This is a genomic window from Erwinia aeris, from assembly GCF_041224955.1.
Taxonomy (GTDB): Bacteria; Pseudomonadota; Gammaproteobacteria; order Enterobacterales; family Enterobacteriaceae; genus Erwinia; species Erwinia aeris.
The window spans coordinates 43,002-56,475 of the sequence record NZ_JBGFFX010000007.1 but is presented as its reverse complement, the minus strand read 5'-3'; the positions used below and the strand labels follow the sequence as shown (position 1 = coordinate 56,475).

Below are 13,474 nucleotides of genomic sequence, written 5' to 3'. Positions count from 1 at the left end.
CGTTGTTGTTTGAGTGGGGGAAATTTATAGTGTGTACAAATGACGTAAGCGGAGCAAAACAATAATGACTAAGTATGCTTTGGTAGGTGATGTAGGCGGCACCAATGCGCGCCTGGCACTGTGCGAAGTCGAGAACGGTGCCATCTCACAAGCCAAAACGTTCTCCACAGCAGACTACGATAGCCTTGAGGCAGTCATCCGTTTTTATCTTGCCGAGCAGCAGCAGGATGTCACGGATGGCTGCATCGCCATCGCCTGCCCGATCACCGATGACTGGGTGGATATGACCAACCACGACTGGGCTTTCTCCACCAGCAAGATGAAGGCGAATCTGGGCTTTGATCATCTTGAGATCATCAATGACTTCACTGCCGTGTCGATGGCGATCCCGATGCTGACGGAGCAGGACGTGATGCAGTTTGGCGGCACGACGCCGGTTAAAGACAAACCGGTCGCCGTCTACGGCGCCGGAACCGGTCTGGGCGTGGCGCATCTGGTTCATGTGGATAAACGCTGGGTGAGCCTGCCGGGCGAGGGCGGCCACGTGGATTTCGCCGCCAACAGCGAAGAGGAAGATCTGATCCTGGAAGTGCTGCGCGAAGAGCTGGGCCACGTGTCCGCCGAGCGCGTGCTGTCCGGCGCGGGCCTGGTCAACCTTTACCGCGCGATTGTCAAAGCCGACAACCGCGTGCCGGAGAACCTGAAGCCGAAGGACGTTTCTCAGCGCGCGCTGGACGACAGCTGCACCGACTGCCGTCGCGCTCTGGCGATGTTCTGCGTGATCATGGGCCGTTTCGGCGGTAACCTGGCGCTGACCATGGGCACCTTCGGCGGCGTCTATATCGCTGGCGGCATCGTGCCTCGCTTCCTGGAATTCTTTAAAGCCTCGGGTTTCCGTGCCGCTTTTGAAGACAAGGGCCGTTTTAAAGATTACGTGCAGAATATTCCTGTCTACCTGATTACGCATGAAAAGCCTGGCCTGCTGGGCGCGGGCGCGCATCTGCGTCAGACGTTAGGCACCATTCTGTAAGCAAAAAAGGCCGGTTTTCCGGCCTTTTTTACAGCCGCATCAGCTGGCGAAACTCCCGCACTTTACTGCGGCTGACCGGCACCTGAAACTCCAGGTCGCGCAGCTTCAGAATATAGGTATTGTTAAACCAGGGTTCAATTTCGCGGATTTTGCTCAGATTCACGCAGTAAGAACGATGGCAGCGGAAAAAAGCCTCTTCGGGCAACCGACTGCAAAATTCGGTGATATTCATCGACATCACGTACTCCTCCCGCCGCGTATAAACAAACGTCATTTTTTCATGGGCTTCGGCGTAATAAATATCGTTGATATCCGTCACGATAATGCGCTCGTCCCGCGTCAGGTTAATGGTATGCACCTGGCTACGCGGGCTGTCTGTGCCGCCGGAAGCGGCCTGCTGTAGCGTATTTTCCAGCTTGCGCAACATGGTGATAATACGCATTTCATGGTAGGGCTTAAGGATATAGTCAAACGCCTCCAGCTCGAAGGCCTCTACCGCGTGCTCTTTATAGGCGGTGATAAAAACGATATGCGGACGATGGGCGAATTTACTGATATTTTGCGCCAGCAGCACGCCATCCAGCGACGGAATATTAATATCCAGAAAGATGACGTCCGGCTGGTGGTTTTGCAGATATTTCAACACGTCCAGCCCGTCGTCGAACGTGGCCTCGATTTGCAGCTGGCTGTGCTGGCGGATCAGCCAGCTCAGCTCCTGCTGCGCCAGAAATTCGTCTTCGACAATAATGGCTTTCACATCGCTTTCCCGGTGAATGCGGCCCTAAGCCGTCAGTGAAACACGTTCGGGCAGAGTCGCCCCTTTTTTGGTGATATAAAAAGCAATTTCGGTGCCCGGATGGCGACGGTGAATATGCAGCCCCTCGCCGTAAAGCAGCCTGACGCGGTGATGCACGTTGAGCAGGCCAATCTTGTTGCCGGGCATCTCGTTGCGCTCCACGCGCTGGATCACCTCTTCGCAGATGCCGTTGCCCGTATCGCGCACCGCAATACGTATCCGCTCGCCCGCATCCTGCACGCTGATGGTGACCACACCTTTGCCGCGACAGGGATGTACGCCGTGCACGATGGCGTTTTCCACCAGCGGCTGGATCAGCAGGCTGGGCAGCGAGCAGCTGATGTCTTCGTCAATTTCATAAATGACCGTCAGCTTATCGCCAAAACGCGCCTGTTCGATGGCGATATAATCTTTGATTTGATAAAGCTCTTTTTTAATATCAATGATTTCGTCGTCGTTCAGCTCCAGGTTGTAACGTAGATAGCGCGAAAGGTTGCTGATCAGCTGCCTGGCGGTATCGGGATTCAGGCGGATCGACGACGAGATGGCGTTCAGCGCGTTAAACAGAAAGTGCGGGTTTATTTTGCTTTGCAGCGCGCGTAGCTCGGCCTTATTCGCCATTTCACGCAGCTGTTCGGCGCGGGAAACTTCCAGCTGCGTGGAGATAATTTGCGACAGACCGATGGCCATTTCCCGCAGCGACCAGGTAATGCGGTGCGCGTGGCGATAGTAAATTTTCAGCGTGCCGGTGACTTCGCCCAGCTCCCGCAGCGGGATCACAATCATTGAATGGATTTCCGGCGTGCGGTGCGCCTCATCGTTGTTGCGGATAATGATTTCGCCATTGGCGATAGCTCTGGCCGTGGTCGGGCTGATGCCGTCGTCGCCTTCGCGGTAATTCTGCTCGCCAACGCCAACATAGGCCAGGATCTGATTTTTGTTGGTGATGGCAACCGCATCCGCGCTGATATCGTCGCGAATAATTTCGCAGACTTTACGCAGCGAACGGCTGTTGACCTGGCGAAACAGCGGCAGCGTTTTATTGGCGATATCCAGCGCCAGCTTGGCCTGACGGGCGGCTATCGCCTCTTTTTCGCCCTCGACGCTCTGGATCAGCAGCACGATCAGGCCGATGCTGACCGCGCCCAGGATCATCGGCACGGCGATCTCTTCGACGATCGCCAGGCCCAGCGCGTAAGGTCTGGCCCAGACCAGGATCAGGATCATCGTTAACGACTCACACAGCATGCCGCCGATAATGCCGACGCTCCAGCGCCGCGCTTTGGCGACCTTCAGGTTAATCCAGCCTGCGGCAACGCCCGCGATAATGCTGGTGATCAGGCAGGGCACCGAGGTGACGCCGTGGACATCGATTAAAAAACGGTGCAGCCCGGCCACCACGCCGGTCACAATACCGACCCACGGGCCAAACAGGATACCGCCAGCCATAATCGCGATGGTGCGCACGTTCACCAGCGAGCCGTCAACGTTGATGCCGCTCCAGGTGCCAAACAGCGCGAACAGCGAGAAGATAGCCGTTACCGCCACCAGCTCCTGACGTGAGTGCTCATCTTTCTGTAACAGTTGACGAAAATGACGGGTGCGTGTCATAAAAAACAGGCAGATAAGCATAAGAGCGGCGCGATCTAATACCGCAAGCAACATCTCAAACATCGAATGCACGGGCGCCTCGGCTGGCGGAGAAACAGTAGCGACATAATAAGGAAAGCGAGCGGGATGCGCCAGGCAAGCGCGCGCCGATTTCAGTCAATCCCTGTCTGGATCAATTTTGTTACGATTAGCCGTGCGTAAGGTATCAAGGTAGCCTCGCTGCAAAGCCTGGGTGAAAAGGGGAAACCCTGGTAACAAAAAGGGGATGTATCATGCAATTAACGACCGAAAGATTGCTGTTGGAAAAGCTCCAGCCGGAAGACTGGTCGCTGTTCCACGAGGTGCACAGCGATCCCGTCAGTATGCAGTTTATCAGCGCCGTCCCGCAGCTGGCGGATATCCGGCAGCGCTTTCAGACCCGACTACAGCCCTGGCAGGTAACCAGCCTGCATATGCTTTGTTTAACTGTGCGGCTGCGGGCAAGCGGCGAAGCGATAGGGCTGATAGGCGCGAATGCGGAATGGACGCCCTGGCGGCAGGCCGAAGTCGGCTACTCGCTGCTGAACCGCTATACCGGCAAGGGCTACGGCAGCGAGGCGCTTGGCGCGATGGCCGCTTACCTGCTCAGCCAGTGTCGCTTCCACAAGCTGACCGCGCAGGTGGTGGAGGGCAACTGGCCTTCGCGACGCGTTCTGGAAAAAAACGGCTTCCGGCTTGAGGGCACGCTGCGGGAAAATTATCTGCTGCGCGGCGAGTGGGTTGACGACTGGCTGTTCGGCAAGCTGGAATCTGATTAATTCGGCTCGACAGCCTGGCGAACTCTGCGCTATGTTGGCTCTTCGACCATTTTCTGGTCAGCGTCGCTCGGACGGTTCCGGGCGCTAACGTACTCAGAGGTCTTTATGGCTGACAACAGCTCCGCACGCCGATTTTCCCGTATTGAACGCCTTCCGCCCTATGTTTTTAATATCACTGCCGAACTGAAGATGGCGGCGCGCCGTCGCGGCGAAGATATTATCGATTTCAGCATGGGCAACCCGGACGGCCCTACGCCGCCCCATATCGTTGAAAAACTCTGCTCGGTGGCGCAACGAGAGGACACGCACGGCTATTCGACTTCGCGCGGCATCCCGCGTTTGCGTCGGGCAATTTCACGCTGGTATGCCGATCGCTATCAGGTGGATATCGACCCGGAGTCAGAAGCGATTGTGACCATCGGCTCGAAAGAGGGGCTGGCGCACCTGATGCTGGCTACGCTCGATCATGGTGATACCGTGCTGGTGCCGAATCCCAGCTACCCCATCCACATTTACGGCGCGGTTATCGCGGGCGCTCAGGTGCGCTCCGTGCCGCTGGTGGAAGGCGTGGACTTCTTTAACGAGCTGGAGCGTGCCATTCGCGAAAGCTATCCCAAACCCAAAATGATGATCCTTGGCTTTCCGTCCAATCCTACTGCGCAGTGCGTCGAGCTGGACTTTTTCGAGCGCGTGATCGCGCTGGCCAAACAATATAACGTGCTGGTGATCCACGATCTGGCCTATGCCGATATCGTCTATGATGGCTGGAAAGCGCCTTCGATTATGGAAGTGCCGGGCGCTCGCGACGTGGCAGTAGAGTTTTTCACGCTCTCCAAAAGCTACAATATGGCGGGCTGGCGTATCGGCTTTATGGTCGGCAACAAAGAGCTGGTCGCCGCGCTGGCGCGGATCAAAAGCTATCACGACTACGGCACCTTTACGCCGCTGCAGGTTGCCGCCATCGCCGCGCTGGAGGGCGATCAGCAGTGCGTGCGGGATATCGCGCAGCAGTACAAGCGCCGCCGCGACGTGCTGGTGAAAGGGCTGCACGAGGCGGGCTGGATGGTGGAAACGCCCAAGGCCTCGATGTATGTCTGGGCGAAAATCCCGGACCACTATGCGCATATGGGTTCGCTGGAATTCGCTAAGCATATGTTGCAGGAGGCGAAGGTCTGCGTCTCGCCGGGTATCGGTTTTGGCGACTACGGCGATACGCACGTGCGCTTTGCGCTGATTGAAAACAGCGACCGTATTCGCCAGGCGGTAAGAGGGATTAAAGCGATGTTCCGCGCCGACGGTATTCTGCCGGGAACGGTAAAAAGTGAGGCGGACCAGGGTAGTTAAGAACAACTGTTAAGGGCAGGCCAGGCGCCTGCCTTCTTCGTTAGCCAGCGGACTACAGCATCAGATAGAAGGTGCCTGCCCAGGCCAGCAACAGAAACGAAATGCCCATTAATGCATATTTCACGAAAAAACTCCTTTGAGCGATGATAGCCGGAACCTGCGTCGCCGCGTTTTCCGGCTCGGGCCGTCAGCTTTCGTCACAGGATCGCCCGCTAATTTACCCGCACCGGGCGGCAAAATAAAGCCGGCATTTCCAGGAATTATCTTTTTTTTCAGGATCCTGCCTTAGGCGCGGGCGTTGAATAAACCGCCCGCGTCCGGTCAGCGGGCCAGCTCCGGCACCACCGACATACCTACCTTCAGGCGCGCCAGATCGGGCTGGCCCGGTTCAAGCAGGATTTTGACCGGCAAACGCTGCGCCACTTTGGTGAAGTTGCCCGTGGCGTTATCGGCGGCGATAGCGGCAAACGTCGAGCCGGTGGCAGGCGCTATGCTATCCACATGGCCACGCAGCGTGACGCCAGGCAGCGCGTCCACGCTCAGCGTGACGCCAGCACCGGCCTCTACGCCAGCCAGCTGCGTTTCCAGGAAGTTTGCCACCACGTAAGTTTGCTGTAGCGGCACCACGGCCATCAGACGCGTCCCGGCGGCAACCCAGGCGCCCTGGCGTGCCGCTCGCTGACCGACGGCGCCATCGATTGGTGCGGTAATAACGGTATAAGAAAGATTCAGCCGAGCCTGATCGACGCTGGCGGTTGACGCGGCAATATCCGCTTTAGCCTGGCGCAGGCTGGCTTCCAGCACGCCCACTTCTTTCCGGGCGGCCAGCGCGGCGGCCTGGCTTTGACGCAGCTGCGCCGCCGCTTCCTGCATGGATGCGCTGGTTTTCTGCTGCTCGTCTGCCGTGGCGGTGCCGCTTTTCAGCAGGCGGCGATAGCGTTCGGCATTTTGCCCGGCATAGTTCAGGGTCGCCTGGCTGGCCGCGACGGCGGCGTCGTTTTGCGCAATGGTCGCCTGCTGCTGCTCAAGCTGGGCCTGAACGCTGGCCAGCTTCGCCTGGCTGACCGCCAGGTTCGCTTCGGCAGTTTCCAGCGCGACGCGGTAGTCACGATCGTCAATCGTCGCCAGCACGTCGCCCGCTTTTACCTGCTGGTTATCGCCGACGTTAACGGTGCGAATATAGCCGGAAACTTTCGGCGCGATGGCCGTGTAGTCGGCGGTCACTACGGCATCATCGGTACGGGCCTGATGGCGGCTCATGGCCGACCAGACGAAAAAGGCGATCCCCAGCAGTACCAGCAGCAGCGCGGCCAGCGTTAAGGTTCTTTTTGCAGGTGTGAACATTGTTATTATCTCACGGCTTTAGTTTGAGTTTGAATAAGGGTTTGCGGCGGCCAGACACGTTTAGGCAGCCAGGCGGTCAGCAGCACCAGCAGCAGCGCGAAGCCGATCAGCAGCAGGTAGGCGTCGCTGATGCTGAGGATCACCGCCTGGTGCTTAAGCAGCGTGGCGAAATGACCTAAATTTTCGGCCGAGCTGGCTGAACCGTCCGGCAGCAGCGGCTTCATCGCCGAGGCATCGGCGCTGTTCGCCGCCGTCATCAGCCACGGACGATTGCCCAGCTGATCGACCAGGGTGTGTGAATGAAACTTTTCCCGGTGGGTCAGAAAATTCTCTACCAGGCTGCCGGCCGCCACGCTGGAAAAGCCGCGCACGGTATTAAACATCGCCGAGGCGTACGGCCCTTCAGGCGGCAGGATCACGCTGGTGGCGCTCATCAACACCGGCAGAATCAACATTGGCTGCCCAAAAGCCTGTAGCAACTGGATCAGCCAGAAATTTTGCCTGGCCCAGTCGTCGGTCAGCTGCGCGCCCATCAGGCACGACACGCTGAGCAGCGCCGCGCCGCAGGTCAGCATCCAGCGGCAGTCGATCCAGCGCAGGTTCAGCAGGAAAGCCATAAAAGGCGCAATCAGCAGCTGCGGCAGGCCGATAGCCAGCGCCAGCGGCGCAAACTGCACGGTGCGGAACCCTTCCACCTGAGCGAAATAAGCCGAAGGCAGGGCGGAGCCGGAAAGCGCCACCAGCAGCACGCCAGCCAGCACCAGCAGCCCGTGCGTTAAATTTTTACGCTGTAGCAGCTGCAATTTAAACAGCGGCAACGGATGCGACCACTCGTTGATTAAAAACGCTACCAGCAGCGCGATGGACGCGCACAGCATGCCGGTAATCAACGGCGATTGCAGCCAGTCGAGCCGCTCGCCCTGCGACAGCGTCAGCACCATCAGCGCAACGCCGCTACAGCCGGTCAGCATGCCGAACAAATCTATCTGCTTAAAACGCTCCAGGCGCAGCGGATCCTGCGGCAATCCCCAGCCAATCAGCACGCCGGCAAGCAGCAGCGGCGGCACAATCTGCCAGAACACAAACTGCCAGCCGACGGCATCGGTCCAGAAAGCCGCCAGCGAGGCGGCCACGTTGGGGCCGAAAGTGGCGGTTAAGGCATAGGCGGACAGCCCGTAAAGCTTGATGCCCGGCGGCAAAAAACGCAGCGCTACCGTCATCAGCAGCGGCGGCAGCGCGCCGCCGAACAGGCCCTGGATAACACGCAGGCCGATAAACAGCCCTGGCGTCGCGGCAAAGGGCTGCAGTATGCCGGCCAGCGCAAAACCAAACGCGACGGCCAGCGCAAAGCGGCGCAGCGAGAAGGTCACCGCAAACCAGGGCGCGACCATCATCGCCGCCACTTCGGCAGCCTGATAGGCCGAGGTAATCCAGGTCGCCCGATCGTAGCTAAAACCGATAGCGGCGCGAACGTCGGCCAGCGCTAAGTCGGTTACGCGATCGTTAAGTCCTGAGGTCAGCGCAGCAATCAGCACGCCCACCAGACCCAGCGCCAGACGCAGGGTAAAAGGGTGGGTGGCCGGGGCTGCGGGTTGAGCGTTCATAGCCGGTGCTCCGCAAGAAAAGATGAAGTGATGCACTGTATTGCATTGTGATACATTGGCGGCAGATATTACATGGTGATTGACTGTATTGCAATGCGATACAGCCTGCCGGAGAGGGGAAAAGAGTGCTACAGTATCGCCATCAACAAGGAAGGAGATCTCATGTCTGAACCTGCAGCTTTACGCGACGAGGAGCGTACCGGCGGTATCCAGGTTATCTCGCGCGCGGCAAAAATTCTGGACGCGTTGGGCGACAGCCCCAACGGCATGAGCCTGGGCGAAATCGCTCAGGCCGTCGATCTGCCTCGCTCAACCGTGCAGCGTATCGTTGGCGCGTTGGATTCGGTGCAGCTGGTGCGCAGTCACGGCGCGGGCGGCGTACGTCTTGGCCCGGCGCTGCTGCGGCTGATCGCCAGCGTGCACACCGATGTAGTGGCGATTGTGCAGCCGTGGCTACAGGCGCTGAGCGACGCCACGGGCGAAACAGTGTCGCTGGCCCGCGCCAGCGGATTACAGCTGGCTATCGTGCATTACGTGGTCGCCGATCGCGAGCTGCGCGTGGTGCCGCGCATCGGGCTGAACCTGCCGCTTTACAGCACCTCCGGCGGCCGCGCGCTGCTGGCGCTGGACAGCGACGAAGAGGCCAGGGCGTGGGTAGGTGATGCCTACGAAGCGATTACCGAACTGACCGTCAAAGCGTATCCCGATTTGATGGAAAGACTGCAGGAAATCCGCCGCACCGGTCTCTCTTACGATCGTGGCGAGACGCTGGAAGGGATCTCCACCATGGCGGTAGCGATAGATACCATACTGGGACGCTTTTCCATCAGCCTGCTGGTGCCTTCTGCCCGTTTTCAAAAGCACGAAGCGCTCTTCCGCGAAGAGATCCTGAAGTGCAAAGAGGCTCTGGTGGATGAAATTGGCAAAGCGACTTTACGTGACTGACAGGAGCGGCAAATGAAAAAGCTTTTAGTGGCGGTGGATAATTCGGCGCTGGCGCGCAAGGTGGTTTCCCTGGCGACAGAGCAGGCGCGCGCGCTTGATGCGGACGTGGTGGTGTTGTGCTGTGTCGACGCCAGCTATGCCAGCACGACGGCGGATTACGTTATTGAGGCGGGGGAAGATCCCGGCGACTTCGGCAGCGCGCTGGACGAACAAAACACGGCGGAAGCCGCCGTTCGCCAGGCGCTGGCGGAGCTGCAAGGCCGCGGCGTTCGCGCCACGGGGCGGGTGCTGGCGGGCGAATCCGCCGAAACCATCGTGGCCCACGCCAATCAGATTGGCGCGGCGATGATTATTATGGGCCGCCGCCATCTCTCTTCCTTTAATCGCCTGCTGAAAGGATCGGTCAGCGCTGCCGTTATTGAGCGTGCCAGCTGCCCGGTGCTGGTCGACGTGCGCGCCGACTGAGCGCACGCCTTTTAATAACGGCACTTCAGGTTAATTTCTCAACGGGCGCAGCGAATATAATAGCGTCCGCTTCCTGAATTTAGCGCAAAAAAAAGCCCGCTCGCCGCGGGCATAAATCTTTGTAATTATAAATAAAATTCCTGGTGTTGCGCAGACATGTCGCTGTGTCTGGATGTATATTGGCATTCATTTTCGCCTCACGCTACACGGCAGCCTGAATCGATTCAATCGGTAAAATATTGCATCAAGGTTAAAGAAGTGCAAAAGCGGTTTTTTCCGATGGTATCGCCGTGCCGCTTAAGTAAGATGCGTCGGCAAAGAAAGGAGTTAAGATGAAAAAAATAATTGGCGCGCTGGCGCTTGCTGTTTTGCTGTCCGCTGGCTGTACTTCCCACAAGCCCGGCGCTTTTGAAAAGGTAGCAGAAGACCCTGCGGTAAATAGCGTGCTTTATCGTTTCGATCCCGATACGGTAAACAAAACGGCCATGGAGCAGGACGTTGAGCATTATTGCGCAGAGCGCGGCTTTGATAAAGTCGAGCCGATAAAGCCGCAGGAAAGTCGACTGCCAGGGTTAATGAAAGCCTGGTATCAGTGTAATTACAGCATTAAAAGCTAATAAAAGAAGGCGGGTAATTACCCGCCTTGAAGACTGCATTTTATTTTTATATTGCCGTGTGCAGGCTTTGCCCGCTTTCAGGATGAAAGAACTTCACCCATTTATAATTCTTTACCAGCCCCTGTGCTGGCCATGGTGTCCGCCGTGATGATAGCCCGGCCCGCCGTGGTGGTGGCCGCGATAGCCGTCATGAATAATACAGCCGCTCAGCATACTTATTACGCCCAGAAGCGCAATCGATCTAATTAGTTTCATTATTCTTACTCTCTCGCTTTCCAATAGCTAACACTCTACAAAACAAAAGTGGAGGAATAATGCCGCTTTTGTAGAGTTATTAGAGTAAATATTTCCAAATAATTCAGTATGGAAATTTTGCGATCTATTCCACCAGAAAGAAATAAGAGAAGGCTTAAAAGACCCACTTTTAACACAGAATGTTCTTAAATAGACTTCTTTATCCGGTCGAATGAAAAATTTGCGTTAATAACGGCAGAAAAGGATTTATGCGATAGACTTAAGGCAATTTTTCAAGACAAGGACATGCTATGCGTTATCAGGTTAAAAATGTGCTGGCGGCCCAGGCAGAGCTGGGCGAGTGCCCGGTCTGGTCAGTGCGCGAACAGGCGCTTTACTTTGTCGATATTCTGGCGCCTGCGCTGCATCGCTTCGATCCGCAAAGCGGCGAGCATAAAATCATGCCGGTGCCGGAACATATCGGCTGTTTTGGCCTGAACGAGCAGGGCGGCTTCGTGGCGGCGCTGCGCAGCGGCGTTTGCCTGCTGGATGAAGAAGGCATCATCACCCGGCGCGTGGCGGCCAATCCTGGTGAAGCTGCCTTCAGCCGTTTTAACGACGGCCGCGTTGACCGACACGGGCGCTTCTGGTGCGGCAGCCTGTGGGAGCCGCAGGATCGCAACGGCGGCAAGCTCTGTCGCCTGGACGAGCATCTGCGCCTGACCGTCGAGGCGGAAGACATCAAAATTTCCAACGGGCTGGCCTTTTCGCCTGATGATAAATGGATGTACCACACCGACACGCCCAACGGCGTGCTTTATCGCTATCCGGTCGATGACAAGGGCGATATCGGCCCGCGTGAAGTCATTCGGCATTTTGTGCAGGAACAAGGCGGCCTGCCCGATGGCGCAGCGGTAGACTGCGAAGGGTTCTACTGGTCGGCGATGTTTGACGGCTCGCGGGTCATTCGTCTTAATCCGGTCACCGGCGAAATCGTGGATGAGATCCCGCTGCCGGTGCGCTGGCCGACGATGGTCGCTTTTGGCGGGCCAGATTTGAAAACGCTCTATATTACGAGTTCACGCGAAGATCGAAGCGCAGAGGAGCTGGCGGCTTATCCGCAGTCTGGCGATGTATTTGCCGTGGAGGTCGCCGTTGCGGGCCTGCCGGAACCGCTTTTCCGGCAGGCATAAGGTAAGTAAGAAGAGTCAACTACAGCGGCTGCGCCTGGCGCAGCCCTTCTGCGGCTTTAGCCGGACAGTGCGGCAGACGGATAGTCAGCGACATAATCAGCGACAGCACCAGCAGCGCCATAATCAGACTAAAGGTCACCATAAAGCCGCCAAACAGCGAAGCAATTAGCGAACCCAGCACGCTGCCAATGCCGAAGCCCAGATAGATCAGGCCGTAGTTTTTGGTCAGGTTGTTCAGACCGAAAAAGTCGCTGACCAGCGAAGGATAAACGGTGATGGTGCCGCCGAAGCTGAAGGCCACGCAGGCTACGGAAATAAAGAAGGTGGTTTCGGTCATATGGCTGAACAGTAAAATGCCCATGCCCGCCAGCGAAACGATTTGCGCCAGCGTAATCACGCGAATACGCGCCATCCTGTCGGAAAGGATCCCCAGCACCAGACGACCGCTCAGGTTGGCAATAGCAATAACCGTAACGGCACTGGCTGCGGTTTGCGTGGAAAGATTAACCATGCCTTCGCCAATATCCTTGGCCACGCCAATGACGTACAGCCCGCTCATGCAGGCGGTCAGAAACATTACCGCTAACATCCAGTACTGCGGCAGACGCGCCGCCTGGGTCAGCGAAAAGTCGCGAGCGCTGGCGGCGTCGCCTGCTACCGCCTGCTGTTTCGGCGCGTCTTTCATCAGCAGCGCGCCGGCGATAATCATCGCCATCGCTATACCGCCCCAGATCAGGAAAGTGTGCTCCAGGCTGTTTACGCTCAGCAAATAGCTGCAAATAAATTTAAAGCCCAGGCTGCCCAGCCCATAAGCGCCAATCGCACAGGCCGAAATCACGCCTTTGCGTTCGGGAAACCACTTCACGCAGTTGGAAAGCGTCATCAGGTAGCCCGCGCCGTCGGCCAGACCAACCAGTACGCCCGCGCTCAGATAGAGCATAAACAGGCTGTCGGCCTGCGAAGTCAGCCAGAAGCCGAAAGCCATCAGCACGCCCGCGCCGATCGTTACGTTGCGCACGCCAAAGCGTTCCTGAAGCTTTCCGGCCAGCGAAGAGGAGATGGCCAGCCCCAGGCTCAGCAGGCCGAAAGAGAAGGCGACCTGGCTAACCGACGCCTCCAGCTTGTGGGAGAGCTGGCCGTTGAACAGGCTCCAGGTATAAACCGAGCCCAGCGCAAACTGCGTAATAATGGTGCCGGCCAGGGTTAGCCAGCGAACGCGAGAACTGACGGTTGGTGTGCTCATGGGGATGCTCCCGGAAAGAGTAATAAATTAAGCACAGAATACGGCGGGTTTTAGCAATGCGGGGCGAAGAGGGCATGAACTGCCGTCATTCAGGAATGAAATGCCGCTGAGGCGGAATGAACGGCGGCGTAAAATGCAGCGAAAGCAGGGAAACGACGGGCGCAAGCAGACAGGAGCAGCGGCGAAACGACGGAGGCAGGCAGACAAGAGCAGCGGCGAAACGACGGGTGCAGGCGAACAAAAACAGGCTA

The 13,474-nt window shown here is 57.5% G+C and carries 14 protein-coding genes; 7 read left to right on the top strand and 7 right to left on the bottom strand.

Annotation, left to right across the window (positions count from 1 at the left end):
* Positions 1–64: 64 nt before the first annotated feature.
* A complete protein-coding gene (glk, locus tag AB6T85_RS12755; protein ID WP_125290855.1) occupies positions 65–1,030 on the top strand; it encodes a glucokinase in 966 nt (321 codons plus the stop codon).
* 28 nt (positions 1,031–1,058) lie between these two features.
* On the opposite strand, the gene AB6T85_RS12750 is transcribed toward glk, so the two are convergent.
* Both AB6T85_RS12750 and AB6T85_RS12745 read right to left on the bottom strand, forming a co-directional pair.
* Positions 1,059–1,787: a LytR/AlgR family response regulator transcription factor gene (locus AB6T85_RS12750; protein ID WP_253459540.1), complete on the bottom strand. Its 729-nt coding sequence runs from the start codon at positions 1,785–1,787 to the stop codon at positions 1,059–1,061.
* Positions 1,788–1,811: 24 nt separating this feature from the next.
* A complete protein-coding gene (locus tag AB6T85_RS12745; protein WP_369895878.1) occupies positions 1,812–3,491 on the bottom strand; it encodes a LytS/YhcK type 5TM receptor domain-containing protein in 1,680 nt (559 codons plus the stop codon).
* A gap of 218 nt (positions 3,492–3,709) precedes the next feature.
* Here AB6T85_RS12745 and AB6T85_RS12740 point away from each other — a divergent pair, with 218 nt between their 5' ends.
* A complete protein-coding gene (locus AB6T85_RS12740; protein ID WP_253459546.1) occupies positions 3,710–4,234 on the top strand; it encodes a GNAT family N-acetyltransferase in 525 nt (174 codons plus the stop codon).
* A gap of 105 nt (positions 4,235–4,339) precedes the next feature.
* Positions 4,340–5,578, top strand: coding sequence for an alanine transaminase (alaC, locus tag AB6T85_RS12735; RefSeq protein WP_253459549.1), 1,239 nt, complete (start codon positions 4,340–4,342; stop codon positions 5,576–5,578).
* 52 nt (positions 5,579–5,630) lie between these two features.
* On the opposite strand, the gene ypdK is transcribed toward alaC, so the two are convergent.
* The 3 genes from ypdK to AB6T85_RS12720 form a co-directional block, all read right to left on the bottom strand.
* Positions 5,631–5,702, bottom strand: a complete 72-nt coding sequence (ypdK, locus tag AB6T85_RS12730) for a membrane protein YpdK (RefSeq protein WP_125290871.1) — start codon at positions 5,700–5,702, stop codon at positions 5,631–5,633.
* 197 nt (positions 5,703–5,899) lie between these two features.
* The gene (locus AB6T85_RS12725; RefSeq protein WP_301253310.1) at positions 5,900–6,922 is read right to left on the bottom strand and encodes an HlyD family secretion protein; all 1,023 of its coding nucleotides are present in this window, start codon (positions 6,920–6,922) and stop codon (positions 5,900–5,902) included.
* A gap of 5 nt (positions 6,923–6,927) precedes the next feature.
* Complete coding sequence (locus AB6T85_RS12720) at positions 6,928–8,526, bottom strand: MFS transporter (RefSeq protein ID WP_369895764.1); 1,599 nt, start codon at positions 8,524–8,526, stop codon at positions 6,928–6,930.
* Positions 8,527–8,688: 162 nt separating this feature from the next.
* Between AB6T85_RS12720 and AB6T85_RS12715 the strand changes: the two genes are divergently transcribed.
* The 3 genes from AB6T85_RS12715 to AB6T85_RS12705 all read left to right on the top strand — a co-directional run bounded on the left by AB6T85_RS12715 (position 8,689) and on the right by AB6T85_RS12705 (position 10,553).
* Positions 8,689–9,471, top strand: a complete 783-nt coding sequence (locus AB6T85_RS12715) for an IclR family transcriptional regulator (RefSeq protein ID WP_253459558.1) — start codon at positions 8,689–8,691, stop codon at positions 9,469–9,471.
* 12 nt (positions 9,472–9,483) lie between these two features.
* Positions 9,484–9,936, top strand: coding sequence for a universal stress protein (locus AB6T85_RS12710; RefSeq protein WP_301253307.1), 453 nt, complete (start codon positions 9,484–9,486; stop codon positions 9,934–9,936).
* A gap of 332 nt (positions 9,937–10,268) precedes the next feature.
* Complete coding sequence (locus tag AB6T85_RS12705; protein ID WP_253459560.1) at positions 10,269–10,553, top strand: hypothetical protein; 285 nt, start codon at positions 10,269–10,271, stop codon at positions 10,551–10,553.
* Positions 10,554–10,664: 111 nt separating this feature from the next.
* On the opposite strand, the gene AB6T85_RS12700 is transcribed toward AB6T85_RS12705, so the two are convergent.
* Positions 10,665–10,808, bottom strand: a complete 144-nt coding sequence (locus tag AB6T85_RS12700) for a hypothetical protein (protein WP_253461313.1) — start codon at positions 10,806–10,808, stop codon at positions 10,665–10,667.
* Between the two features lie 290 nt (positions 10,809–11,098).
* On the opposite strand from AB6T85_RS12700, the gene AB6T85_RS12695 reads away from it, so the two are divergent.
* Entirely contained in the window at positions 11,099–11,980 is an 882-nt protein-coding gene (locus AB6T85_RS12695; RefSeq protein ID WP_369895761.1) for an SMP-30/gluconolactonase/LRE family protein, read from the top strand.
* A 19-nt stretch (positions 11,981–11,999) separates the two neighbouring features.
* Here the strand turns inward: AB6T85_RS12695 and AB6T85_RS12690 are convergent, their stop codons facing one another.
* Positions 12,000–13,223 (bottom strand): L-lactate MFS transporter, encoded by a 1,224-nt coding sequence (locus AB6T85_RS12690; RefSeq protein WP_369895759.1) that lies wholly within the window; start codon positions 13,221–13,223, stop codon positions 12,000–12,002.
* Between the last annotated feature and the right edge of the window lie 251 nt (positions 13,224–13,474).